This is a genomic window from Pseudomonas sp. BMS12 (assembly GCF_001592875.1).
Classification (GTDB): Bacteria; Pseudomonadota; Gammaproteobacteria; order Pseudomonadales; family Pseudomonadaceae; genus Aquipseudomonas.
This window is the reverse complement of sequence record NZ_LSOF01000015.1, coordinates 96,004-120,699: the sequence shown is the minus strand read 5'-3', so window position 1 is coordinate 120,699 and position 24,696 is coordinate 96,004. Positions and strand designations below refer to the sequence as shown.

25 protein-coding genes and 1 other RNA gene are annotated in these 24,696 nt (G+C 63.7%); 6 read left to right on the top strand and 20 right to left on the bottom strand.

Annotated elements, in window-relative coordinates:
• Window positions 1-13: 13 nt before the first annotated feature.
• The 12 genes from murG to rsmI form a co-directional block, all read right to left on the bottom strand.
• Window positions 14-1,084 (bottom strand): undecaprenyldiphospho-muramoylpentapeptide beta-N-acetylglucosaminyltransferase, encoded by a 1,071-nt coding sequence (gene murG, locus AYB31_RS15410; RefSeq protein WP_068829582.1) that lies wholly within the window; start codon window positions 1,082-1,084, stop codon window positions 14-16.
• Window positions 1,074-2,285: a putative lipid II flippase FtsW gene (ftsW, locus tag AYB31_RS15405; protein WP_153020726.1), complete on the bottom strand. Its 1,212-nt coding sequence runs from the start codon at window positions 2,283-2,285 to the stop codon at window positions 1,074-1,076. The genes murG and ftsW overlap by 11 nt, the downstream gene beginning before the upstream one ends.
• A complete protein-coding gene (gene murD, locus AYB31_RS15400; RefSeq protein ID WP_068829580.1) occupies window positions 2,285-3,631 on the bottom strand; it encodes a UDP-N-acetylmuramoyl-L-alanine--D-glutamate ligase in 1,347 nt (448 codons plus the stop codon). Before murD ends, ftsW begins: the two co-directional genes overlap by 1 nt.
• A gap of 6 nt (window positions 3,632-3,637) precedes the next feature.
• Window positions 3,638-4,720, bottom strand: a complete 1,083-nt coding sequence (mraY, locus tag AYB31_RS15395) for a phospho-N-acetylmuramoyl-pentapeptide-transferase (RefSeq protein ID WP_068829579.1) — start codon at window positions 4,718-4,720, stop codon at window positions 3,638-3,640.
• Between the two features lie 2 nt (window positions 4,721-4,722).
• Window positions 4,723-6,096 (bottom strand): UDP-N-acetylmuramoyl-tripeptide--D-alanyl-D-alanine ligase, encoded by a 1,374-nt coding sequence (locus tag AYB31_RS15390; RefSeq protein ID WP_068829578.1) that lies wholly within the window; start codon window positions 6,094-6,096, stop codon window positions 4,723-4,725.
• Window positions 6,089-7,552: a UDP-N-acetylmuramoyl-L-alanyl-D-glutamate--2,6-diaminopimelate ligase gene (murE, locus tag AYB31_RS15385; protein WP_068829577.1), complete on the bottom strand. Its 1,464-nt coding sequence runs from the start codon at window positions 7,550-7,552 to the stop codon at window positions 6,089-6,091. Before murE ends, AYB31_RS15390 begins: the two co-directional genes overlap by 8 nt.
• Window positions 7,552-9,300, bottom strand: a complete 1,749-nt coding sequence (locus AYB31_RS15380; RefSeq protein WP_068829576.1) for a peptidoglycan D,D-transpeptidase FtsI family protein — start codon at window positions 9,298-9,300, stop codon at window positions 7,552-7,554. Before AYB31_RS15380 ends, murE begins: the two co-directional genes overlap by 1 nt.
• Window positions 9,297-9,590 (bottom strand): cell division protein FtsL, encoded by a 294-nt coding sequence (gene ftsL, locus AYB31_RS15375; RefSeq protein WP_068829575.1) that lies wholly within the window; start codon window positions 9,588-9,590, stop codon window positions 9,297-9,299. Before ftsL ends, AYB31_RS15380 begins: the two co-directional genes overlap by 4 nt.
• Entirely contained in the window at window positions 9,587-10,528 is a 942-nt protein-coding gene (rsmH, locus tag AYB31_RS15370) for a 16S rRNA (cytosine(1402)-N(4))-methyltransferase RsmH (RefSeq protein ID WP_082805320.1), read from the bottom strand. Before rsmH ends, ftsL begins: the two co-directional genes overlap by 4 nt.
• Window positions 10,529-10,530: 2 nt before the next feature.
• Window positions 10,531-10,986, bottom strand: coding sequence for a division/cell wall cluster transcriptional repressor MraZ (gene mraZ, locus AYB31_RS15365; RefSeq protein WP_068829573.1), 456 nt, complete (start codon window positions 10,984-10,986; stop codon window positions 10,531-10,533).
• A 303-nt stretch (window positions 10,987-11,289) separates the two neighbouring features.
• Window positions 11,290-11,637: RNase P RNA component class A (gene rnpB, locus AYB31_RS15360), an RNA gene on the bottom strand.
• A gap of 183 nt (window positions 11,638-11,820) precedes the next feature.
• A complete protein-coding gene (gene rsmI / locus AYB31_RS15355; RefSeq protein ID WP_236715567.1) occupies window positions 11,821-12,690 on the bottom strand; it encodes a 16S rRNA (cytidine(1402)-2'-O)-methyltransferase in 870 nt (289 codons plus the stop codon).
• Window positions 12,691-12,814: 124 nt separating this feature from the next.
• Between rsmI and AYB31_RS15350 the strand changes: the two genes are divergently transcribed.
• From AYB31_RS15350 to AYB31_RS15335, 4 genes are all read left to right on the top strand, one after another.
• The gene (locus AYB31_RS15350) at window positions 12,815-14,626 is read left to right on the top strand and encodes a penicillin-binding protein activator (protein ID WP_068829571.1); all 1,812 of its coding nucleotides are present in this window, start codon (window positions 12,815-12,817) and stop codon (window positions 14,624-14,626) included.
• Entirely contained in the window at window positions 14,589-14,975 is a 387-nt protein-coding gene (locus AYB31_RS15345) for a YraN family protein (protein WP_269085712.1), read from the top strand. The genes AYB31_RS15350 and AYB31_RS15345 overlap by 38 nt, the downstream gene beginning before the upstream one ends.
• Before the next feature lie 123 nt (window positions 14,976-15,098).
• Window positions 15,099-15,692: a phosphoheptose isomerase gene (locus AYB31_RS15340; RefSeq protein WP_068829570.1), complete on the top strand. Its 594-nt coding sequence runs from the start codon at window positions 15,099-15,101 to the stop codon at window positions 15,690-15,692.
• Window positions 15,689-16,222: a BON domain-containing protein gene (locus AYB31_RS15335; RefSeq protein WP_068829569.1), complete on the top strand. Its 534-nt coding sequence runs from the start codon at window positions 15,689-15,691 to the stop codon at window positions 16,220-16,222. Before AYB31_RS15340 ends, AYB31_RS15335 begins: the two co-directional genes overlap by 4 nt.
• Before the next feature lie 48 nt (window positions 16,223-16,270).
• Here AYB31_RS15335 and AYB31_RS15330 read toward each other — a convergent pair whose 3' ends face one another.
• The 7 genes from AYB31_RS15330 to rplM all read right to left on the bottom strand — a co-directional run bounded on the left by AYB31_RS15330 (window position 16,271) and on the right by rplM (window position 21,075).
• Window positions 16,271-16,684: a ClpXP protease specificity-enhancing factor gene (locus AYB31_RS15330; RefSeq protein WP_068829568.1), complete on the bottom strand. Its 414-nt coding sequence runs from the start codon at window positions 16,682-16,684 to the stop codon at window positions 16,271-16,273.
• A 12-nt stretch (window positions 16,685-16,696) separates the two neighbouring features.
• A complete protein-coding gene (locus tag AYB31_RS15325) occupies window positions 16,697-17,314 on the bottom strand; it encodes a glutathione S-transferase N-terminal domain-containing protein (protein ID WP_068829567.1) in 618 nt (205 codons plus the stop codon).
• An 87-nt stretch (window positions 17,315-17,401) separates the two neighbouring features.
• On the bottom strand, window positions 17,402-18,184 hold the full coding sequence (locus AYB31_RS15320; protein WP_068829566.1) for a cytochrome c1: 783 nt from the start codon (window positions 18,182-18,184) through the stop codon (window positions 17,402-17,404).
• The gene (locus AYB31_RS15315; RefSeq protein WP_068829565.1) at window positions 18,184-19,395 is read right to left on the bottom strand and encodes a cytochrome b; all 1,212 of its coding nucleotides are present in this window, start codon (window positions 19,393-19,395) and stop codon (window positions 18,184-18,186) included. The genes AYB31_RS15320 and AYB31_RS15315 overlap by 1 nt, the downstream gene beginning before the upstream one ends.
• On the bottom strand, window positions 19,395-19,988 hold the full coding sequence (gene petA / locus AYB31_RS15310; protein WP_068829564.1) for a ubiquinol-cytochrome c reductase iron-sulfur subunit: 594 nt from the start codon (window positions 19,986-19,988) through the stop codon (window positions 19,395-19,397). The genes AYB31_RS15315 and petA overlap by 1 nt, the downstream gene beginning before the upstream one ends.
• A 251-nt stretch (window positions 19,989-20,239) precedes the next feature.
• Complete coding sequence (gene rpsI, locus AYB31_RS15305) at window positions 20,240-20,632, bottom strand: 30S ribosomal protein S9 (RefSeq protein WP_068829563.1); 393 nt, start codon at window positions 20,630-20,632, stop codon at window positions 20,240-20,242.
• 14 nt (window positions 20,633-20,646) lie between these two features.
• Window positions 20,647-21,075 carry a 50S ribosomal protein L13 gene (gene rplM, locus AYB31_RS15300; protein ID WP_068829562.1) on the bottom strand — a complete coding sequence of 143 codons (429 nt, stop codon included), beginning with the start codon at window positions 21,073-21,075 and terminating at the stop codon, window positions 20,647-20,649.
• Window positions 21,076-21,351: 276 nt separating this feature from the next.
• Between rplM and AYB31_RS15295 the strand changes: the two genes are divergently transcribed.
• A complete protein-coding gene (locus AYB31_RS15295; protein ID WP_068829561.1) occupies window positions 21,352-22,389 on the top strand; it encodes an NADP(H)-dependent aldo-keto reductase in 1,038 nt (345 codons plus the stop codon).
• 45 nt (window positions 22,390-22,434) lie between these two features.
• On the opposite strand, the gene AYB31_RS15290 is transcribed toward AYB31_RS15295, so the two are convergent.
• Window positions 22,435-23,571: an acyl-CoA dehydrogenase family protein gene (locus AYB31_RS15290; RefSeq protein ID WP_068829560.1), complete on the bottom strand. Its 1,137-nt coding sequence runs from the start codon at window positions 23,569-23,571 to the stop codon at window positions 22,435-22,437.
• A gap of 220 nt (window positions 23,572-23,791) precedes the next feature.
• Here AYB31_RS15290 and AYB31_RS15285 point away from each other — a divergent pair, with 220 nt between their 5' ends.
• On the top strand, window positions 23,792-24,694 hold the full coding sequence (locus tag AYB31_RS15285) for a GlxA family transcriptional regulator (protein WP_162493009.1): 903 nt from the start codon (window positions 23,792-23,794) through the stop codon (window positions 24,692-24,694).
• Window positions 24,695-24,696 lie beyond the last annotated feature (2 nt).

Sequence of the window (24,696 nt, the reverse complement as noted above, 5' to 3'; positions counted from 1 at the left end):
AGCTGCGGGGGATTTAGCCACGGGCCACCTCCAGGCAGATTTCCACCACCGTGCGGGTGGCATCGGGTTTGGCCAGGCTGCGCGCGGTGCGGCCCATGGCTTTGAGTTTTTCTGGGTGCATCAGAACCTCGGTCAACTGCGCGGCCAGCTTGTCCGCGTCAGTGGCATGTTGCGGGAGAAGGATGGCGGCGCCCTCCTTCGCCAGATAATCGGCATTGCGGCTCTGGTGGTCGTCGATTGCATGCGGCAGCGGCACGAGGAAAGACGGCAGGCCGGCAGCGGCCAGCTCGCTGACAGTCAGCGCGCCGGCGCGACAGACCACCAGATCGGCCCAGGCATAGGCCTGAGCCATGTCCTTGATGAAGGGCGCGACCTGCGCTTCGACCGCCACTTCGCGATAACGCTCCGCAGTGATGCCATCGTGTTGCTTGCCGGCCTGGTGGAACACCTGCGGACGCAGCTCGGCCGGCACCTTGGCCAGGGCCGCCGGCAGCAATTTGTTCAACGGCTCGGCGCCCAGGCTGCCACCCAGCACCAGCAGGCGCGGCTTGCGAGCCTCCAGCGCATCGCGCGGGGTTTCCAGGAACAGCTCCTCACGCACCGGGTTACCGGTGGTGCGCAGTTTGGCGCGCTTGCCGAAGGTATTCGGGAAGGCCTCGCACACCCGCACGGCGAAGGGCACCAGGCTGCGGTTGGCGGTACCGGCCACGGCGTTCTGCTCGTGAATCACCAGCGGTGCGCCACTCATGCGCGCGGCTAGACCACCCGGACCGGTCACATAGCCGCCCATGCCCAGCACGCACACCGGTTGCAGCTCGCGCATCACCTTGCGCGCCTGGAACAGCGCGCGGATGAGCTGGAACGGTGCCTTGAACAGGGCCAGTTTGCTCTTGCCACGCAGCCCGGCGACCTGAATCAGGTGCAGCGGCAGTCCCGCCGCCGGCACCAGCTCATTCTCGATGCCGCGCGGCGTGCCCAGCCAGTGCACGGCATAGCCACGCGCCTGGAACTCGCGAGCACAGGCCAGGGCCGGGAACACATGGCCACCGGTGCCGCCGGCCATGATCAGGACATTACCGCGCATGGCCAAGCTCCTCTTCGGCGAAGTCGGTTTCGTCGAACTCGACTTCCTCGCTGCCCAGCGCAGTACGCCGCTCCCACTCGATACGCAGCAGCACACCCAGGCTGGCGCAGCAGATGATCAGCGAGCTGCCGCCGTAGCTGAGGAACGGCAGGGTCAGGCCCTTGGTAGGCAGCAGGCCGGTGTTCACGCCGATGTTGATCAGGATCTGGCCGATCCAGAGCATGGCCAGACCGTAGGCCACATAGGCGGAGAACAGCTGCTTGGCCTTCTCCGCCCACAGGCCGATGTACAGCGCGCGCACGGCGACGAAGACGAACAGGGCGACGGTGAGCAGCGCGCCGACCATGCCCAACTCCTCGGCCAGCACGGCAAAGACGAAATCGGTATGGGCTTCCGGCAGGTAGAACTGCTTCTGGATGCTGTTGCCCAGGCCCACGCCCAGCCACTCGCCACGACCGAAGGCGATCAGCGCCTGGGACAGCTGATAACCCGCGCCGAACTGATCGGCCCAGGGGTTGGAGAAGTTGGTGATGCGTTCCCAGCGATACGGGTCCTGGATCAGCACCAGCACGCCGCCGGTCGCCGCGATTACCAGCAGCAGGAAGCGGATCAGGCCGACACCACCGAGGAACAGCATGGCGCCCGCAGCACCGAACATCACCACGGTGGCGCCGAAGTCCGGCTCCAGCAGCAACAACGCGGCCAGCGGCATCAGCACGATGAAGGGATTGATGAAGCCCAGCCAGCTCTCACGCACCTGTTTCTGCCGGCGCACCAGGTAGCTGGCCAGATAGAACACGGCAAAGACCTTGGCCAGTTCGGAGGGCTGTACGTTGAACACGCCGAAGCCAATCCAGCGCGATGCACCGTTGACCTCGCGACCGATGCCCGGCACCAGCACCAGGATCAGCAGCAGCGCGGCGAAGCCCAGCAGCGGCACACTGAGACGTTGCCAGGTACTGATCGGCACCTGCAGGGTGAACAGCGCAGCGACCAGGCCGATACCCAGGTAGATCAGATGCCGCACCATGTAGTACAGCGTGTTGCCGGTCTGCGCGGCGGCCACTTCCGAGGAGGCCGAGGTGATCATCACCAGGCCCAGGCCGAGCAGTGCCAGGCAACCGGCCAGCAGCGGGAAGTCCAAGTCGATACCACGGCGGGTATTCAGCGGCGACGGCGTGGCAAGCAGACGAGCCAGCATCAGACCAGGCCCTCCGCTGCCAGGGCGAACAGGCGCCCACGCTCTTCGAAGTTCTTGAACATGTCCAGGCTGGCGCAGGCCGGCGACAGCAGTACCGCATCGCCTGGCTCGGCCAGGGTGGCGGCACGCTGCACAGCTTCGTCCAGAGTCTTAACGCGCACCAGCGCAGCGCCGTCGGCCAGCGCCTCGGCGAGCAATTCGGCATCGCGCCCCAGCAGCACCACGGCGCGGCAGAACTTGGCTACCGGCGCCTTGAGGGCGGAGAAGTCGGCGCCCTTGCCATCGCCACCGGCGATCAGCACCAGCTTGCCGGCGATATCGGCGCCCAGGCCCTCGATGGCAGCCAGGGCGGCGCCGACATTGGTGGCCTTGGAATCATCGTAATAACCGACACCATGCCGCTCGCGCACCCACTGGCAACGGTGCGGCAGGCCGGCGAAGTGGCGCAGGGTGTCGAGCATGGCGGCGAACGGCAGGCCGACCGCGTGGCCCAGGGCCAGGGCCGCCAGGGCGTTGGACTGGTTGTGCGCGCCGCGAATCTTCAGCTCGGCGGTCGGCATCAGCGTTTCGAACTGGAAGGCCAGATATTTCTCACCGCCCTCCTCAATCAGGCCGAAGCGCTTGAAGTCGGGCTTGCCCAGGCCGAAGCTCCAGCACGGTACCTGGTCGGCGATCAACGGGCGCGACAGGGCGTCGTCACGGTTGACCACCACCTGCTTGGCACCACGGAAGATGCGGTGCTTGGCCAGGTGGTACTGGGCCATGCCGGCGTAGCGGTCCATGTGGTCTTCGCTGATATTCAGGCAGGTGGCCACTTCGGCGCCCAGGCGCTCGGTGGTCTCCAGCTGGAAACTGGACAGCTCCAGCACGTACAGCTCGACCTCGTCGCTGAGCAGATCCAGCGCCGGAGTGCCGATGTTGCCGCCGACGGCGACTTTCTTGCCGGCCGCTGCCGCCATCTCACCGACCAGGGTGGTGACGGTGCTCTTGGCGTTGGAGCCGGTGATAGCGACGATCGGCGCCTTGGCATAACGGGTGAACAGGTCGATGTCGCCGGACATCTTCACGCCGCGGGCGGCTGCTTCGCGCAGCGCCGGGGTGGCCAGGGCCAGGCCGGGGCTCACGTACAGCTCCGAGGCACGGCAGAGGAAATCGACATCCAGCTCACCGCAGCGCACTTCCACTTCTGGGTAGTCGCGCTGCAGGGTCGCCAGCTCCGGCGGGTTCGCGCGCGTATCGGCCACGGCGAATCGCACGCCCTGCTGCGCCAGGAAGCGCACCAGGGACATGCCGCTCTTGCCGAGGCCGACAACGATGCGGAACTGGTCGGAAGCGATCAGCGACACTCTCTATTACCTCAGCTTCAGGGTGGCCAGGCCGACCAGGACGAGAATTACGGTGATGATCCAGAAGCGCACGATCACGCGCGGCTCCGGCCAACCTTTGAGTTCGAAGTGATGGTGGATCGGCGCCATGCGGAACACGCGCTTGCCGGTCAGCTTGAAGCTGGCGACCTGGATCATCACCGACAGGGTTTCCATGACGAACACGCCGCCCATGATGAACAGCACGATCTCCTGGCGGACGATCACGGCGATGGTGCCTAGTGCGGCACCCAGCGCCAGTGCGCCGACGTCACCCATGAACACCTGGGCCGGGTAGGTGTTGAACCAGAGGAAGCCAAGGCCGGCACCGACCAGCGCGGCGCAGAACACGATCAGCTCACCGGCACCCGGCACGTAGGGAATCAGCAGGTATTCGGCGAATTTGATGTTGCCCGACAGGTAGCAGAAGATCGCCAGCGCACCGGCCACCATCACGGTCGGCAGGATGGCCAGGCCATCCAGGCCGTCGGTCAGGTTCACCGCGTTGCTGGTACCGACGATGACGAAGTAGGTCAGCACCACGAAACCGACGCCCAGCGGCAGGGCCACGTCCTTGAGCATCGGTACGATCAGGGTGGTTTCCACCGGGCTCTGCGCGGTCATATAGAGGAAGACGGCGGCGGCCAGGCCGAACACCGACTGCCAGAAATACTTCCAGCGGCTCGGCAGGCCGCGCGAGTTCTTCTCGATCACCTTGCGGTAGTCGTCGACCCAGCCGATGGCGCCGAACAGCAGGGTCACGGCCAGCACGGTCCACACGTAGCGATTGGAGAGGTCGGCCCAGAGCAGGGTGCTGACGGCGATGGCGGTAAGAATCAGCGCACCGCCCATGGTCGGTGTGCCCTTCTTCGACAGGTGCGACTGCGGCCCATCGTTGCGCACGGCCTGGCCGATCTGGCGGATCTGCAGGGTGCGAATCATCCACGGCCCCAGCCACAGCGACAGGGCCAGAGCGGTCAGCACCCCGAGAATCCCGCGCAGGGTCAGGTACTGGAATACCCCGAAGCCGGTGTGGAACTGTTGCAGGTACTCCGCCAGCAGCAGCAGCATGATTAGTGTGCCTCCCCCGATGCCCGTTGCAGCAGCGCATCGACGATCTTGTCCATCGCCGCGCTGCGCGAGCCTTTAATTAGAATGGTGGTGTCACCCGATTCGGCGCGAAGAGCGTCGATCAGGCTGGCTTGATCGGCAAAGTGGCGGCCTTTTTCACCAAAAGCCGCGACGGCATGCGCCATCAGCGGCCCCACGGCGTAGAGCGCATCGACCTTGCCGGCAGCATGTGCGCCGACATCGCGATGGCCCTGCTCGGCCCACTCGCCCAACTCGCCCATATCTCCCAGCACCAGGACGGTGCGGCCGGAGAAGGCGGCGAGTATATCGACTGCCGCGCACATGGAAAGCGGGTTGGCGTTGTAGCTGTCATCGATCACCCGCAAGCCGTTCGGGGCCAGGCTGGCCACGGCGCGCCCCTTGACCGGTTGCACGCTCTCCAGACCCTGTTTGATCCCGACCAGCGGCACACCCAGGGCATGCGCAGCGGCGGCGGCGGCCAGGGCATTGGCCACACTGTGCTCGCCCAGCAGGTTGAGCTGGATGCGTGCGACACCAGCCACGCCCACCAGGCTGAAGCCGGCGCAACCGCGAGCGTCGCGCCACAGTTCGAGGCAATGCAGGTCCGCTGCTGAATTGTTCAGGGCAAAGCTCAGCACCTGGCGCCCGGCGGCGCGCGCCTGCCAGGTGGCGAAGGCCTTGTCGTCCAGGTTGAGCACGGCCACGCCATCGGCGGCCAGCCCTTCGAGAATCTCGCCCTTGGCCTCGATGATCTTGTCCGGGCCACCGAACTCGCCGACATGGGCCAGGCCGGCATTGGTGATGACAGCCACCTGCGGCTGGGTCAGGCCAACGGTGTAGGCAATCTCGCCGATATGGTTGGCACCCAGCTCGATCACCGCACCAACATGCTCGGGTGCCAGTTCCAGCAGGGTCAGCGGCGCGCCGAGGTCGTTGTTGAGGTTGCCATGGGTGGCCAGCACTGGACCGCCGAGGCCGGCGCGCAGGATGCTGGCAAGCATCTCCTTGACCGTGGTCTTGCCGCTGGAGCCGGTAATGGCGGCCAGCGGCTTGGCGAACGCAGCGCGGTTCAGCGCACCGAGCTGGCCGAGGGCAATACGGGTGTCGGCCACCACCAGCTGCGGCAACGGCGCACCCGGCACCTCACGCTGCACCAGCGCGGCAACGGCGCCCTTAGCGGCGACATCGGCCAGGTAGTCATGGCCATCGAAGTTCGGCCCGACCAGAGCGATGAACAGCTGACCGGCCTCGATCTTGCGGCTGTCGGTGGACACCGCCGAGAACGCCACATCGGCGCCGACCACACGGGCCGCCAGCGCGGCACAGACTTCGCTCAGCTGCAGCGGCTTAAGCATGGGCGGCCTCCCAGGCGGCCAGCGCCTTGGTGGTCTCGTCCAGGTCGGAGAAGGCATGACGGATGCCGGCGATCTCCTGGTAATCCTCGTGGCCCTTGCCGGCCAGCAGTACCACGTCGCCCACCTGGGCGGAGGCGATCAGACGGGCGATGGCTTCACCACGACCGGATACGAACTCGGCGGCCTCGGGCTTGGCGAAACCGGCGCGGATATCGGCGAGGATCTGTGCTGGATCTTCGCTGCGCGGGTTGTCGTCGGTGACCAGCACCGCATCGGCCAGACGCTCGGCCACGGCGGCCATCAGCGGGCGCTTGCCGCTATCGCGATCACCGCCACAGCCGAACAGGCACAGCAGGCGACCCGCCACGTGCGGGCGCAGCGCCTCCAGCGCCTTTTCCAAGGCATCCGGGGTGTGCGCGTAGTCCACCACTACCAGCGGCAACTGCTGACCACCGAAGCGCTGCATGCGCCCGACCGGGCCTTGCAGCTGCGGCAGCACGCGCAGGATTTCATCCAGTGCATAGTCCAGGCCGAGCAGCGCACCGACCACAGCCAGCAGGTTGCTCAGGTTGAATCGGCCGAGCAGCGGGCTGCGCAGGTTGCCTTCGCCCTGCGGAGTGATCAGGCGAGCACGCACGCCATGATCGTCGAACTGCACCTCACGGCAGTGCAGGTAGGCCGAACTGTCATCCAGGCTGTAGCCGATCAGGCGCGATTCGTGCGACTGCTCGGCCAGCTGGCGACCGAAGGTATCGTCCAGATTGATCACTCGGCAGCGCAGGTCGGGCCAGGCAAACAGCTTGGCCTTGGCCGCACCATAGGCCTCCATGGTGCCGTGATAGTCGAGATGATCGCGCGACAGGTTGGTGTACACCGCCACGTCGAAGTCCAGCGCCGCTACGCGCCCCTGATCCAGGCCATGCGAGGAAACCTCCATGGCCAGGGCTCGTGCGCCCGCCTGCTTGAGGTCGGCCAGAGTCGCCTGAACTGCGACCGGATCCGGGGTGGTGTGACGACCGCTTTGCAGGGCCTCGAAGAAACCTGTGCCCAGGGTGCCGACGATGCCGCAACGCTCACCGAGCAGGTCCAGAGCTTGGGCCAGCAGCTGACTGACGCTGGTCTTGCCGTTGGTGCCGGTCACACCGACCAGGCGCAGAGCACGGCTCGGCTCGCCATAGAAGCGCCCGGCAATAGCGGACAACTGACCAACCAGCCCCTTGATCGGCACCAGTTCGGCACTGTGCGCGGTCATGTGCTCGGCACCCTCGGCCTCGTAGGCGACAGCGGACGCCCCGCGGGCGATGGCATCGGCGATGTGCGCGCGACCGTCCTGGGCCAGGCCCGGCACGGCGAGGAACATGTCACCCGGGCGCACCTTGCGGCTGTCCAGGGTCAGCTCACGAATCAGCGTGGCGCTGTGCGCCTGCGGCAACAATTGATTGAGTGGCATGGGCATCAGATGCGCCCTCCGTTGCTGACACCAGCATCAGCGGTTTGCGGCATAGCGGCAGCCGGATCGACCGGCGGCAGATTGTCCGGGGTGATGTTCATCAGGCGCAGCGCACCGGACATGACTTTGCTGAAGACCGGTGCAGAGACAAGCCCGCCGAAGTAGCCGGCCTTGCTCGGTTCGTCGATCACCACTACCAGCGCGATGCGCGGGTTACGGGCCGGTGCGAAGCCGGCAAACAGCGAGCGATAGGCATTCTCGGTGTAACCCTTGCTGCCCACCGTGGCCTTGCGCGCGGTACCGCTCTTGCCCGCCACGTGGTAGCCCGGAACCTGGGCTCGGAACACGCCGCGCGGGGCCTCAATCACTTGTTGCAACATGCCCTGCATGGTTTTGGCCACGTCCTCCGGCAACACCTGGGCGCCTTCGGGCTTGCTGTCGACACGCGTCATGGACAACGGCAGCATCTTGCCGTGGTTGGCCAGTGCCGCGTAGGCGTGGGCCAGCTGTACGGCGGTCACCGACAGGCCATAGCCGTAGGACAGGGTTGCCGTTTCAGCCTGGCGCCACTTGGGATGGTTAGGCAGGTTGCCAACGCGCTCACCGGGGAAACCCAGGCCGGTATCGCGCCCGAAGCCCAGCTTGCTCATGGTGTCGAAGATGGCCTCGCCACCGATATCGAAGGCGATCTTGCTCATGCCGACGTTGCTGGAGTTGATCAGGATGCCGGTCAAGTCCAGTTCGCGGCCTTCGGTGCGGGACACATCGCGAATGGTGTAGCGGCCGATACGCAGCGAGCCCGGCCACACCTCGACCACATCGCTTGGCTTCCAGCGCCCGCTCTGCAGGGCGGCAGTCATCGACAGCGGCTTCACGGTCGAACCCGGCTCGAACACATCGATCATCGCGCGGTTACGCATGGCCGCCGGCTCCAGGCTGCGACGGTTGTTCGGGTTGTAGGTGGGCTGGTTGACCATGGCGAGAATCTCACCGGTCTTCACATCGACCATCACCAGGCTGCCGGCCTTGGCCTCGTTCTCGAGCAGCGCATTGCGCAACTCGCGATGGGCCAGGTACTGCAGGCGCAGATCGATGGACAGCGCCAGGCTCTTGCCCGCCTTGGCGTTTTGGGTGACCTGTACGTCCTTGATCAATCGACCACGACGATCCTTGAGCACCTGGCGCTTGCCCGGCACACCGGCCAACCACTCATCGAACGCCAGTTCCATGCCCTCGCGACCGCGGTCGTCGACATCGGTGAAGCCGATCACATGAGCCGTCACTTCACCGGCCGGATAGAAGCGACGGAACTCCTCCAGACCGTAGACACCCGGCACCTTGAGATCGAGCACGTGCTGGCCCTGCTCAGGCGTCAGGCCGCGCACCAGGTACATGAACTCGCGCTCGGCATTCTGCTGCAGGCGCTTGGCGAAGGCTTTCGGCTCCTGCCCCAGGGCTGCGGCCAGATCGTTCCAACGCTCGGGCGCCTTGGCCAGCTCCTTGCCATTGGCCCACAGGGTAGTGACCGGCGTACTGACCGCCAGCGGCTCGCCATTGCGATCGGTGATCAGGCCACGGTGCGCGGGAATCGGGATATGCCGCACGCTGCGCGCGTCACCGTGCGCCTGCAGGAAGTCGTGGTCGATCACATGCAGATCGACGATGCGCCAGGCGATGGCACCCGCCATCAACGCCAACAGCGCCAGCACCAAACGGAAGCGCCAGGGATAGAGCGCGCCTTCGAGACCGATCATGGCGCCACCATCTGCACTTCAGCCGGCTCGGGAATGCGCATGTGCAGCTGTTCGGTGGCCAGGGTCTCGATGCGGTTGTGCGCGGTCCAGGTGCTCTGCTCCAGTACCAGACGCCCCCACTCGGCCTGCACCTTGTCGCGCACGCTCAGTTCGGTATACAGCGAGTTCAACAGCTGGCGATTCCAGTGCGCGCAATAAGCCACGGCGATGGAAGACACCAGCACGGCGCCAAACAGCACGGTCAGCAACAGGCTGCCCGGTGGCAGGGGTTTGGCGTAGAGGCGGCTCAACGCAGCTTCTCCGCAACACGCATGACCGCGCTGCGCGAGCGCGGGTTGGCCTTGACCTCGGCCTCGCCGGCAAAGATCGGCTTACCCAGCAGCTTCAGGCGTGGCTCGAATGCCTTGGGGATGATCGGCAGGTCGCGCGGCAGATTATCTGCCTCGCCTTTGGCCTGACGGCGCATGAATTGTTTGACGATGCGATCTTCGAGAGAGTGGAAGCTGATCACCACCAGACGTCCGCCGACCGCGAGGCATTCCAGCGCCGCATCGAGCCCGCGCTCGAGATCGCCCAACTCGTTGTTGACATGAATGCGCAGGCCCTGGAAGGCGCGGGTCGCAGGATTCTTGCCCTTCTCCCAGGCCGGATTGGCCTCGGTGAGCACGGCGGCCAGATCGGCGGTACGCTCGAACGGCTTGAGCGCACGGCGCTCGACCACGGCGCGCGCCATGCGTTTGGCGAAACGCTCCTCACCATATTCCTTGAAGACTCGGGCGATTTCCTCGGCGCTGGCCGTGGCGATGAACTCGGCGGCGCTGACGCCGGCATCAGGGTTCATGCGCATGTCCAGCGGGCCATCGTTGAGGAAGCTGAAGCCGCGCTCGGCGTCATCCAGTTGCGGCGAGGACACGCCGAGGTCGAGCAGGATGCCATCAATCTGACCGCACAGACTCTGGCGCTGCAGCTCCTCGCCCAGCTCGGCGAAGCTGCGTTGCACAATGACGAAGCGGCCGTCTTCGGCCGCCAGTGCATTTCCGCTTGCGATTGCAAGTGGGTCCTTGTCGAACCCGAGCAGCCGACCGCCGGCCCCGAGCCCCTGCAGAATCAACCTGCTATGCCCCCCTCTACCAAAGGTGCCATCGAGGTAGCAGCCATCGGCGCGCACAGCGAGGGCCTCGACAGCCTCGTCGAGCAGCACGGTAATGTGGCGAAAGCTGCTAGTCATGGTCACAGGATCAGGTCACGTAGGTCGTCCGGCAGAGCGCCGGGCTGTTTGATGGCAGCCAGGTCGGCGTCGGCAAGCGCGTTCCAGGCATCTTCGTTCCACAGTTGAAACTTGTTCAGTTGGCCGACCAGCATCGCGTGCTTGTCCAGGCCGGCATGACTGCGCAGGCGCGGCGGCACAAGGAAGCGACCACTGCCGTCGAGTTCGATATCCACGGCATTACCGATCAACAGGCGCTGCAGGCGGCGGGTTTCTTCACGCAGGGAGGGCAGGTCGCGAAGTTTGGCTTCGATCAGCTCCCACTCCGGCAGGGGATAGACACAGAGGCAGGGGTCTACAGCATCGATAGTGACGATGAGCTGGCCAGAGCAACGCGAAACGAGCTCGTCACGATACCGGCTCGGCATCGCGAGTCGCCCTTTGGCGTCGAGACTGATGGCGTTAGCTCCACGAAACACGGCTGCGCTTCCCCACTGTAATTAGCTTTCCATGCCCTTTTGACCCACTTTTTTCCACTTTGTGCCACTTCGACACACTATAGAAACGCGCATACCCCAGCGTCAAGGCGCGCCAAATGGGAAAAATCCTTACAGGACGGCGATTTAGCGAACTAAGCGAGGTGTTTGCGGGGGTAAAAATGCTGCTTTCGAGAGACGAAAACGAGGGCGTTCATGAAGCTGAACTTCGAACTTAAAGTAATTTCTTAAGAGTAAGATTTTTTCGGTATTACAAAGCGGGGAAGAAGAAGCAGAGAGAAGAAGGTGGAGAGTCGATCTGTAAGCCGGGTTCTGTCGAGGACAGTCATTCCTCTACGACGTACATCACTGCACGCCTCTAGCAACCTACCCGGTTCCAGCGCGGGCCACGCCGATGGAACCCTATTTGGTCTTGCTCCGAGTGGGGTTTACCTAGCCACGGACTGTTGCCAGCCGTGCGGTGCGCTCTTACCGCACCTTTTCACCCTTACCGGCGCCGAAACGCTTAGGCGGTTATTTTCTGTGGCACTTTCCGTAGGCTTGCGCCTCCCAGGCGTTACCTGGCACTCCGCCCTATGGAGCCCGGACTTTCCTCCCCCTTCTTGCGAAGGCAGCGACTGTCCGATCGACTCTCCGCCGCCAAGGGTAACGAGGCGAAGACGCCAGGACAAGCTCAGAACCTATTTTCGATCCCCTGCCTATCGGCCATACGGCGTTAAAAACGGCCTCAGAATGCTCATTTACAACTCGTAAACTGCGCCTCCTCGGCCGTACTTGCCTTGTCCGGCTCTAATTCAGAAGATCGCAAACAGATTCTCAGGCGTCTTTTTGCCGATCGAGGGCGGCCTGGTACAGCAGGTTCTTGCGCACCCCGGTGATCTCAGCCGCCAACGCCGACGCACGCTTGAGCGGCAGCTCGGCCAGCAGCAGATCGAGCACGCGTAGAGCCTCGCCACTGACCGCATCCTCACCTTCCGGCGCCTGCCAGCCAGCCACCAGGATCACACACTCGCCGCGCTGCTGATTACTGTCGCTCGCCACCCAGCCGTGCAGCTCCGCCAGCGGCAACCCTCTGAGTGTCTCGAAGGTCTTGGTCAGCTCGCGCCCGAGCACCGCCATGCGCTCGCTACCGAAGACATCGCGCATATCGGCCAGGCAATCGAGGATGCGGTGCGGAGCCTCGTAGTAGATGAGCGTGCGCACATCCTCCCGCACCTGTTCCAGGCGGGCGCGACGACCGACCGTCTTGGCCGGCAGGAAACCCTCGAAGGCAAAGCGATCGGACGGCAGCCCAGCCGCCGACAGCGCAGCAACCAGCGCACAGGCGCCCGGCACCGGAACCACACGCACTCCCGCCGCCCGAGCCGCACGCACCAGATGAAAGCCGGGATCGGAAATCAGCGGAGTACCGGCATCGGAAATCAGCGCCACGTCCTCCCCCGCCTGCAGGCGGGCCAGGAAGCGCCCGCCCTGATCGCGCTCGTTGTGCTCATGACAAGCCGCCAAGGGCGTGGCGATACCGAAGTGTTGCAGCAGACGCAACGAATGGCGCGTGTCTTCGGCCGCGATCAGCGCCACTTCACTCAGGGTGCGCAAGGCGCGCGCGCTGATGTCGTCGAGATTGCCGATCGGCGTAGCGACCACATAGAGGGTGCCGGTAGCTGAAGGAACGGCGGAAGAGCTCACGAACACACCTCGACAACGACGGAAAGCGCGCATTGTAGCCCGTTTCGCAGCCCCGACATCGCACCCGCCGCGGGGCGCGGGTACAATTGCGCCTTCTTTCTGATCAGTACCGGGAACGTATTCGATGATCGCCTGCCTGCGTCCGCTCTCCGCCCTCTGCTTCGCCGGCCTGCTGGCCGCCTGCACCAGCTCGCCCTCGTCCAGCCTGGGCGAACTGCCACGCACGCCCCAAGCCAGCATCGAGCAGATGCTCCAGCAGGCCGCCACCAGCGAGCCGGAACAGGCTGCATTGCTGCGCCTGTCCGCCGCTGACCAGGCCTACCGTCAGCAGGATATCGGGCGCGCCACCCGCATCCTCGACGAAGTGCCGCTGGCAGGTCTGAAACCCGCCCAGCAGGTATACGCCAGCACCCTGAACGCCGAGCTGGCCATGGCCCGCAACAAGCCGAGAAGCGCACTCAAGGCTCTGCAGCACCCGAGCCTGCAGCATCTGGGCGAGCTGCCGGTGGAGCAGCAGATCCGCACGCAACTGGTCAGCGCCCGCGCCCTGGAGGCCGATGGCCAGGCCCTGGCTGCCGCCCGCGAGCGAGTATTCATCGCCCCCCTGCTCAGCGGCGATGCTGCCAGCGCCAACCACGAAGCCATCTGGGCGCTGGTCGCCAGCCTGCCGCAGAGCCAGTTGACCGCCTCCGGCGACAGCGACCTCGATGGCTGGCTAGGCCTGGCCCTAGCCACCAAGAGCGCCGGCACCCCAGACCAGCAACTGGCCGCCATCGACACCTGGAAGAACCAGCACCCGCAACACCCTGCCGCCGTACAGCTGCCGCAACCCCTGCTCAAGCTCAAGGAGCTCGGCGGTCAGCCCTTGCAGAAAATCGCCCTGCTGCTGCCACAAGAAGGCCAACTGGCAGCGGTTTCTCGCGCCCTGCGTGATGGCTTCCTGGCCGCCCACTACCAGGCCCAGCAAGCCGGGCAGAACCCGCCGGAAGTGCTGCTCTACGACAGCTCGCGCATGAGCTCACTGGATGATTTCTACCGCCAGGCCCAGGCCGACGGCGCACAACTGGTGGTAGGACCGCTGGAGAAGCCGCTGGTCAAGCAACTCAGCGAGCGCCCCCAGCTGCCGCTGACCACCCTGGCCCTGAACTACAGCGACGCCGGCCGGGAAGCCCCTGCACAGCTGTTCCAGTTCGGCCTGGCCGCCGAAGACGAGGCCCGCGAAGTGGCTCGCCGCGCCTGGGCCGACGGCATGCGTAGCGCCGTCGCCATGGTGCCCCGCGGCGAGTGGGGCAATCGCGTACTGGCCGCCTTCCAGCAGAGCTGGCAGGAAGCAGGCGGCTCGCTGATCGCCGCCGAGCATGTCGACCAGCCGGTGGAGCTGGCTCGCCAGATCGCCGACCTGCTGCAGCTGCGCCAGAGCGAAGCGCGCGCCAAGCGCCTGCAGAACACCCTGGGCACCCAGCTGGCCTCACTGCCCTCGCGCCGCCAGGACATCGACTTCATCTTCCTCGCCGCCACTCCGCAGCAGGCTCAGCAGATCAAACCGACCCTGGCCTTCCAGTACGCGGGCGATCTGCCCGTCTACGCCACGTCGCACCTCTACACTGGCGGCCACAACCCGAGCCAGTTCCAGGATCTGGAGGGCATCCGCTTCTGCGAGACCCCCTGGCTGCTGGATGCCAATGACAACCTGCGCCAGCAGGTCGACCAGCAATGGCCGCAAGCCGCCGGCAGCCTCGGCCGCCTGTACGCCATGGGCGTAGACGCTTTCCGCCTGGCACCGCGCCTGAGCCAGCTCAAGGCCCTGCCGGACAGCCGCGTCGAAGGCCTGTCGGGCAACCTCAGCCTGAACCAGGCGCAGCGCATCGAGCGCCAACTGCCCTGGGCCGAGTTCCGTGGTGGCCAGGTTCAGCGCCTGCCGGACAGCACCTATTAACAGCCGCCAGGACAGCGGCCGGGTCGCCGAAGAACAAGCCGAGGCGCTGCTCAAGCGCCACGGTCTGAGCCTGCTCGCACGCAACTGGAACTGCCGTGGCGGCGAACTCGATCTGGTCATGCTCGACGGCGATACAGTAGTATTCGTCGAGGTTCGCTACCGGCGGCATGCCGCCTGGGGCGGCGCCCTGGAAAGCGTCGACGCACGCAAGCGCCAGCGCTTGATCCTCGCCGCCGAGCTGTTCCTGCAACGCGAGAGCCGCTGGAGCAAAAGCCCCTGCCGTTTCGACGTAGTGGCCTTCGCCCCCGCACAAGAGCCGAACTGGCTGCGCAACGCGTTCGAAACCTGAATGACCCCGATCAAGGATTTCTAGTCGACGCCCCGCGCACCCTCGGATAAAAACCTGATTGCCGTGTCGGCAACTTCGCTTTTCCATGGCTGTCTCAGCCAGCACACCTAAGGTTCTCCTCCCATGGATATGCAATCCCGTATTCGCCAGATGTTCCAGGCCAGCATCGACACCAAACAGCAAGCCATGGAAGTGCTGGTTCCCTTCATCGAGCACGCCAGCCAGGTGATGGTTCATTCGCTGCTCAACGAAGGCAAGATTCTCTCCTGCGGCAACGGCGGCTCCGCCGGCGACTCGCAGCACTTTTCCTCCGAGCTGCTCAACCGCTTCGAACGCGAGCGCCCGAGCCTGCCGGCCATCGCCCTGACCACCGACAGCTCGACCATCACCTCAATCGCCAACGATTACAGCTACAACGAAGTCTTCTCCAAGCAGATACGTGCCCTGGGGCGCCCCGGCGACGTGCTGCTGGCAATCTCCACCAGCGGCAACTCGGCCAACGTGATCCAGGCGATCCAGGCCGCCCATGACCGCGAGATGGTGGTGGTTGCCCTGACCGGCCGCGACGGCGGCGGCATGGCCTCGCTGCTGCTGCCCGAGGACGTCGAGATTCGCGTGCCATCCAAGGTCACCGCACGCATTCAGGAAGTACACCTGCTGGCCATCCACTGCCTGTGCGACCTGATCGACCGCCAACTGTTCGGGAGTGAAGAATGATCCGTAATCGGCTGATCCTTGCCACCATCGCCCTTGGCTTAGTGCTGGGCGGCTGCAGCAATCGCAGCATCGGCAACAAGATCGATGACCAGTTCCTCGAGCCTGAAGTGGCCAGCAAGATCGAGAAAGGCCATGCCGACCTCGCCTCCCCCACGTCCCACGTGGTGGTGACCGCCTACAACGGCGTCATCCTGCTGGCCGGCCAGACGCCGCGTAGCGACCTCAGGGACAATGCCGGCGAACTCGCACGCAGCGTGCAGGGCGTCACCAAGGTGCATAACGAACTGCAGGTACTCAAGCCGAACTCCCTGGCCGCACGCAGCAACGATGCGGCACTGACCACCAAGATCAAGACGCAGATGCTGTTCGACAGCGAAGTATCGAGCGCCAGGATCAAGGTGGTCACCGAGAACGGCATCGTCTACCTGATGGGTCTGGTCACCCGCGCCGAAGGCGCCAGCGCCACGCGCGTGGTGCAGAACACCTCTGGCGTGCAGAAGATCGTCAAGCTGTTCCAGTACACCAACTGACAATGCTCCAGGCACAAAAAAGGCGATCCCCGGATCGCCTTTTTTGTTTCACTTCACCACTTTCAGACTGGGTCGCCCGCTGGGGCGTGGCGGCTCGTCGTCGCCTGGCCCGTCATCGTCCGGACCACCCTCTTCATCAGCATCGTCCACTGGCGGCTCCAGCTCGAAGACCATGCCCTGCCCATTCTCCCGGGCATAGATCGCCAACATCGCGCCGGAGGGAATGAACAGGGAATGCGCGACACCACCAAAGCGCCCTTCGAAGCTCACCGCCTCGTTGTCCATGTGCAGACTGCGCACGGCACCGGGAGACACATTGAGCACGATCTGGCCATCGCTGGCGTAGCCCGGAGGCACCCGCACACCGGGATATTCGGCATTGACCAGCAGATGTGGCGTGCAGTCGTTATCGACGATCCACTCGTAGAGCGCCCGCACCAGATAAGGACGACTGGAATTCATGGCATGTACCTCTCAACGCATGTTGCGTTCGACACTGGACAGACTGGCCTGAAAGGCCTCGCGCGTGAACATCCGCTCCATATACTCCAGCAGCGGCTTGGCTGGACGCGGCAGCTCGATCCCCAGCTGCGGCAGACGCCAGAGAATCGGCAGCAGGCAGCAATCCACCAGGCTCAACTCGTCACTGAGAAAGAACGGCTTGTCGGCAAAGAGCGGGGACACACCGGTCAGGCTTTCGCGCAGCTCCTTGCGCGCCTGCGCCTTGTCCGCCTCCTTACCGCGCGGCTCGAGGATGCGATCGACCAGTTGACACCAGTCACGCTGGATTCGGTGCATCAGCAAGCGACTGTTGGCTCTGGCCACAGGATAGACCGGCAACAGTGGCGGGTGCGGGTAGCGCTCGTCGAGGTACTCCATCACCACGGTGGACTCGTACAGCGCCAGGTCGCGATCGACCAGGGTCGGCAGACTGCCGTAGGGGTTCACTTCGGCCAGCTTCGGCGGGCAACGCCCGGCCTGAACATCGATGATCTCGGCACTGACCCCCTTCTCGGCCAGCACCAGGCGCACACGATGGGAATAGTGATCGGCAGGGTCGGAATAACAGGCCAACTTATTGGTCGCGGCCATGGCGCCCTCCTTGTTTTCGGAATTACAGAAACAGAAAAACGCACGCGCCCAAAAGGGCGCGTGCGTCTACAGCGGTAACGCGATGTATCAGTGCACGTCCTTCCAGTATTCGCGCTTGAGCAGGTAGGCGAATACGAAGAAGAAGGCCAGGTACAGCAGCACGTAGGTACCGATGCGCTGGCTCTCCAGCTTGACCGGGTTGGCCGAGTAAGCCAGGAAGGTCACCAGGTTGTGGACCTTCTCGTCGAACTCTTCCTCGGTCAGGCTGCCGGTTTTCGGCACGATGGTCAGCTGATCGCAAGCTTCGTGAGTAATCGGCGCGCCGGTCAGCGGGTCGTACTGCTTCTTGCCATCCTCGACCACCTGAACCTGCTTGCAACCGATGACCTGACGGCCCTGCAGACCGGCCAGTACGTTGGGCATACCGACGTTCGGGAAGACCTTGTTGTTGGCGCCCAGCGGGCGGGTAGGGTCTTCGTAGAAGGTACGCAGGTAGGTGTACAGCCAGTCGGTGCCACGCACACGAGCCACCAGGGTCAGGTCGGGCGGCGCTGCGCCGAACCAGGCCTTGGCATCTTCCGGCTTCATGCCGATCTTCATGTGGTCACCGATCTTGGCACCGGTAAACACCAGATTCTCCAGCATCAGCTCGTGCGGGATGCCGATGTCATCGGCAACACGCTCGTAACGCTGGAACTTGGCGCTATGGCAACCCATGCAGTAGTTGGCGAAGGTACGCGCACCATCCTGCAGAGCAGCCTTGTCGGTCAGGTCGATATCGACCTTGTCCAGATGTACATCGTGACCACCCGCAGCGAAAGACAGCGCCGGCAGAGCAGCAAATACAAATGCAGCAAATAGCTTCTTCATCAGCCAGTCACCCTTTCCGGAACCGGTTTAGTCTTCTCCATCCGGGTGTAGAACGGCATCAGGATGAAGTAGGCGAAATACAGCGCGGTGCAGATCTGCGACAGCAGGGTACGGCCCGGAGTCGGCGCCAGCACACCCAGCACGCCGAGAATCACGAAGGACACGCAGAACACCAGCAGCCAGACCTTGCTGAGCCAGCCCTTGTAGCGCATGGACTTGACCGGGCTACGGTCGAGCCACGGCAGAACGAACAGCACGGCAATCGCGGCACCCATGGCGATCACACCCAGCAGCTTGTCCGGCACGGCGCGCAGGATGGCGTAGAAGGGGGTGAAGTACCACACCGGGGCAATGTGCTCAGGCGTCTTGAACGGGTTGGCCTGCTCGAAGTTGGGCTTCTCGAGGAAGTAGCCGCCCATCTCGGGGAAGAAGAACACCACGGCACAGAACACGAACAGGAAGACCACGACACCGACGATGTCTTTCACGGTGTAGTACGGGTGGAACGCGATGCCGTCCAGCGGTACGCCGTTCTCGTCCTTCTTCTTCTTGATGTCCACGCCGTCCGGGTTGTTCGAGCCGACCTCGTGCAGCGCCAGGATGTGCAGCACGACCAGGCCGAGCAGAACGATCGGCAGGGCGATCACGTGCAGGGCGAAGAAGCGGTTCAGAGTGATACCGGAAATCAGGTAGTCACCACGGATCCACTGGGTCAGGTCACCGCCGATCACCGGGATGGCACCGAACAGCGAGATGATTACCTGGGCGCCCCAATAGGACATCTGGCCCCACGGCAGCAGGTAGCCCATGAAGGCCTCGGCCATCAGGCACAGGTAGATCAGCATGCCGAAGATCCACACCAGCTCGCGCGGCTTCTGATAGGAGCCGTAGAGCAGCCCGCGGAACATGTGCAGGTAGACCACGATGAAGAACGCGGAGGCACCCGTGGAGTGCAGGTAGCGGATGATCCAGCCGAACTCCACGTCGCGCATGATGTACTCGACAGAAGCGAAGGCTTCCTCGGCGGACGGAGTGAAGCTCATGGTCAGCCAGATACCGGTAAGGATCTGGTTGACCAGCACCAGCAGCGCCAGCGAGCCAAAGAAATAGAAGAAGTTGAAGTTCTTCGGTGCGTAGTACTTGCTCAGATGGTCTTCCCACATCTTGGTCGCGGGGAAGCGCGCATCGATCCAGGCCATGAATTTTTCCATCATGCTTTCTCCTGGTCCACGCCGATGATCATGACGTCATCGGACTCGTACGAGTGTGGCGGAACCGGCAGGTTCAGCGGTGCAGGCTGGGCCTTGTAGACACGCCCGGCGAGGTCATAGCGCGAGCCGTGGCAGGGGCAGAAATAGCCGCCAACCCACTCCGGCCCGAGATCAGCCGGCGCCACTTCAGGACGGAAGGACGGCGAGCAACCCAGGTGGGTGCACAGGCCGACCAGCACCAGAAGCTCAGGCTTGATCGCGCGATTGGTCTTGTCGACGTACGGAGGCTGAACCGAAGCAGCAGACTCGGGGTCGGCCATCCTGTCGTGGATTTTGTCCAGGTTGGCCAGGATCTCCTCGGTACGGCGCACGATGAACACCGGTTGACCGCGCCACTCGGCGACCATCTGCTGGCCTGGCTCGACCTTGGCGATATTCACTTTCACCGGTGCACCGGCCGCTTTGGCCTTGGCACTGGGGAACCATGACCCCACGAACGGAGTCGCAGCACCCACCGCTCCGGCAGCACCGACCACCGAAGTGGCTGCTACCAGGAAGCGACGCCGGCCTGCATTCACGCCGTCATTGCTCATTCAGTCGTCTCCCATCAGCTTCATGGCCTGTTGTTCAGGCCTCTACTAAGTAATAAATCGGGCCGCACAAAATTTGCAGAATGGTAAAGAAAAGCCCCTTTTCTGACAAGGTAATTACCGGATACAAATTGCTCGCAAGCCTTGCAAATCGGGCTTTCCACCAATGCGACAGGTTGTCGCAGAGATATTAAAGGACAATAAAAAACGCCCAGCTCCGCAAGGAACTGGGCGTCTTTGAACGTAGCAGCGAATTAACGCTTGGAGTACTGAGGACGCTTACGCGCTTTACGCAGACCCACTTTCTTACGCTCAACTTCACGGGCATCACGAGTCACGAAGCCAGCTTTACGCAGCGAGCTGCGCAGGGTTTCGTCGTACTCGATCAGAGCGCGAGTGATGCCATGACGAATGGCACCAGCCTGACCGCTGACACCACCACCGAGAACGGTGACATAGATGTCGAACTTCTCGGCAGTCTCGGTCAGCTCCAGCGGCTGACGCACGACCATGCGAGCGGTCTCACGGCCGAAGAAGTTATCCAGGCTGCGATTGTTGATGGAGATGTTGCCAGTACCCGGGCGCAGGAATACGCGCGCGGTTGCGGTCTTGCGACGGCCAGTGCCGTAGTTTTGAGTCGCCGACATAATGAACTATTCCGTTAAATCTTAAGTTCTTGGGGCTGCTGAGCAGTGTGCGGATGGCTGGCACCCTTGTACACCTTCAGCTTGCGATACATGTCGCGACCCAGCGGGTTCTTCGGCAGCATGCCCTTGACCGCGGTCTCGATCACGCGCTCGGGGGCCTTGGCGATCAGCTTCTCGAAGCTGATTTCCTTGATGCCACCCGGGAAGCCGGAGTGCGAGTAGTACATCTTGTCGCTGGTCTTGGCACCGGTGACACGGACCTGCTCGGCATTGATCACGACGATGTAGTCGCCGGTATCAACGTGAGGGGTGTATTCCGGCTTGTGCTTGCCGCGCAGACGGCTGGCGATTTCGGTGGCCAGACGACCCAGGGTCTGACCTGCAGCGTCGACGACGTACCAGTCGCGCTTAACAGTTTCCGGTTTTGCAGTAAAAGTCTTCATTCGCTATAGCCTCAGGGGCCGCCCTGAAAATTAAGACGGCGGATCTTACTGAATAGTGCTTGTCTTGACAAGGTCAAAGACGGCCGGAAACAGACGCTTTTGGGGGCTCGGGTCAGCGCGTCCGCTACGGCAGGGGTTCGGTAGGCTAGGCATCCCCACCTTCTTTCCTCGCAGGCTAGGCATCCCCGCTAAGAAAGCCGCGGAATTATGCCGATTACTGAAAAAATAGCAACCTGCTTTATGATCGGCGCTTTCGCCAGAACCGAGGAGTCAGCCATGGAATACCGCCAACTGGGCCGCAGCGACCTTAACGTCAGCGCCCTGTGCCTGGGCAGCATGACCTGGGGCCAGCAGAATGACGAGGCTGAGGGTTTTGCCCAGATCGACCGAGCCAAGGCCTGCGGGATCAACTTCCTCGACACCGCGGAAATGTACCCGGTACCGCCGCGCCGCGAGACCTACGGCGCCACCGAACGCATCATCGGTAACTATTTCAAGGCTCGCGGCAATCGCGCCGAATGGGTCCTGGCCAGCAAGATCGCCGGCCCGGGCAATGGCATCGACTACATCCGCGACGGCCGCCTCAAGCACAACCGCCAACACATAGTCGCGGCCCTCGACGAGAGCCTGAGACGCCTGCAGACCGACTGGATCGACCTCTACCAACTGCACTGGCCGGAGCGCAGCACCAACTTCTTTGGCCAGCTTGGTTACCGCCACCAGGAGCAGGAATTCACCGCACTGCAGGAAACCCTGGAAGTGCTCGGCGAGCAGATCAAGGCCGGCAAGATCCGCCACATCGGCCTGTCCAACGAAACCCCCTGGGGCACCATGAAATTCCTGCAACTGGCCGACAGCCTTGGGCTGCCGCGCATGGCGTCGATCCAGAACCCCTACAACCTGCTCAATCGCAGTTTCGAGGTCGGCCTGGCCGAAGTGGCCATTCGCGAACAGTGCGGCCTGCTGGCCTATTCGCCACTGGCGTTCGGCATGCTCTCCGGCAAATACGAGAACGGCGCTCGCCCGGCCAATGCGCGGATCACCCTGTTCAGCCGCTTCGCCCGCTACACCAACCCGCAGGCCGAAGCCGCCTGCAGCCGCTATGTCGCCCTGGCCCGCAAGCACGGCCTCGATCCGGCGCAGATGGCGCTGGCCTTCGTCACGCGCCAGCCGTTCGTCACCAGCAACATCATCGGCGCCACCAACCTGGAGCAGCTGGAAAGCAACCTGGAAAGCGCCAGCCTGGAGCTCGGCTCGGAGTTGCTGGCAGAAATCGAAGCCATCCACCGCGACCAACCCAACCCCGCCCCCTGAACGAAAGAGCCCGGCAATCGCCGGGCTCTTTGCATCACGACAGGCTTACAGCGCGCGACTGATGATCTCCTTCATGATCTCGTTGGTGCCGGCGTAGATGCGCTGTACCCGCGAGTCGGCCCAGGCGCGGGCGATCGGGTACTCCAGCATGTAGCCGTAACCACCGTGCAGCTGCACGCACTCGTCGATCACCTTGCACTGCAGGTCGGTGCTCCAGTACTTGAGCATCGCCGCGGTCGGCACATCCAGCTTGCCCTGCAGGTGCAGTTCCAGGCAGCGGTCGACGAACACCCGACCGATCTGAATCTCGGTCGCCATCTCCGCCAGCTTGAAGCGGGTGTTCTGGAACTCCGCCACCGGCTTACCGAAGGCCTTGCGGTCACGGGTGTAGTCCTTGGTCCACTGCAGCGCCGCCTCGGCCGAGGAAATCGCCAGCAGGCCCACGGTCAGGCGCTCCTGCGGCAGCTCCTGCATCAGGTAGACGAAGCCCATGCCCTCTTTGCCCAACAGGTTTTCCCTGGGCACGCGCACATCCTGGAAGAACAGCTCGGAGGTGTCCTGGGCCTTCATGCCGACCTTGTCCAGGCGCTTGCCCTTGGCGAAGCCGGGCGTATCGGCCTCGACCAGGAACAGGCTGATGCCCTTGGCGCCGGCCTTGGCATCGGTCTTGGCCACGACTATCACCAGATCGGCCAGATAGCCGTTGGTGATGAAGGTCTTGGAGCCGTTGATCACATACTCGTCACCGTCCAGCACGGCGGTGGTCTTCACGCCCTGCAGGTCGGAGCCGGTGCCCGGCTCGGTCATGGCGATGGCAGTGACCAGCTCGCCGCTGACCAGTTTGGGCAGATACTTGTGCTTCTGCGCTTCGGAGCCGTAATGCAGGATGTAGGGCGCCACGATATCCGAATGCAGGGAGAAGCCCACGCCCGACAGCCCCAGGCGCGACTGCTCCTCGATCACCACGGCACTGTAAAGGAAGTCCGCGCTCATGCCGCCGTACTCCTCCGGAATATGCGAGCAGAGCATCCCCGCCTCGCCAGCCTTGTTCCACAACGCGCGATCGATATGGCCGTCCTTCTCCCACTGGGCGTGATATGGCACCGCCTCCTGCTCGAAGAACTTGCGCACCGACTCGCGAAATTGCTCGTGTTCGTGGCTGAACAGGGTTCTTGGAATCATTGTTACACCTGCGGCTGAGTGGTCATTGAGTGGCCAACACTCTAGACCCGCACTCCGCAGCTGGGCACTGGACACATGCGCCAAAAAATAAGACGATCCAGCCACCTGATGACCGTTTAATCACTAACAAGAACAATCCATGTCCCCCATACGCATCGCCATACTCGCCACCGACGGTGTATTCGCAGCCACCCTGATGCAGGCCCGCGACTTCTTCCACATGGCCGGCCTGCGCCGCAGCAAGCAGCAGGGCCTGGAGCTGAACTCGATCTTCCAGACCCGCATCGTCAGCCCCGATGGCGTATCGGTCACCAGCTTCAGTGAGGCGGTGATTGCCGTGGACTGCGGCCTGGAGCCCGCCGATGTGATCATCCTGCCGGCGTTCTGGGGTGACTTCGACGAGCTGCGCCAGCGCCATCCACAGATCACCGATTGGCTGCGCGAGCAGCATGCCGGCGGCGCCGTCATCTGCGGCGAAGCCACCGGGGTGTTCTGGATGGCCGAGGCCGGTTTGCTCGACGGCAAGGAAGCGACCACCTACTGGCGCTTCTTCCGCGAATTCGCCGAGCGCTTCCCCAAGGTTCTGCTCAACCAGGAGAAGCACCTGTCCGACGCCGACAACCTGTACTGCGCCGGCGGTGTCACCTCGGCCTGCGACATGTACATCTACCTGATCGAACGTTTCTGCGGCGCCTCCATCGCCCAGGGCGTATCCCGCGACATCCTCTACGAGACCCAGCGCAGCTACAGCCCGGGGCGTATCGGTTTCGGCGGTCAGAAGCTGCACCAGGACGTGGCCATCCTGCAGGTTCAGCACTGGCTGGAAGAGCACTTCGCCGAGAAATTCCGTATCGAAGACGTGGCACGCCAGCACGGCATGAGCATCCGCAACTTCATGCGCCGCTTTCAGGCCGCCACTGGCGACAAACCCCTGCATTACCTGCAGCGCCTGCGCATCGAAACGGCCAAGAGCCTGCTCAGCTCGACGCGCAAGAGCATCAAGACCATCAGCTACGAAGTGGGCTACGACGACGCCAGCTTCTTCGCCCGCCTGTTCCGTCAGCACGCCGAGCTGTCGCCCAACCAGTACCGGCGCCAGTTCCAGCACAAGGATGGCGCCTGAAC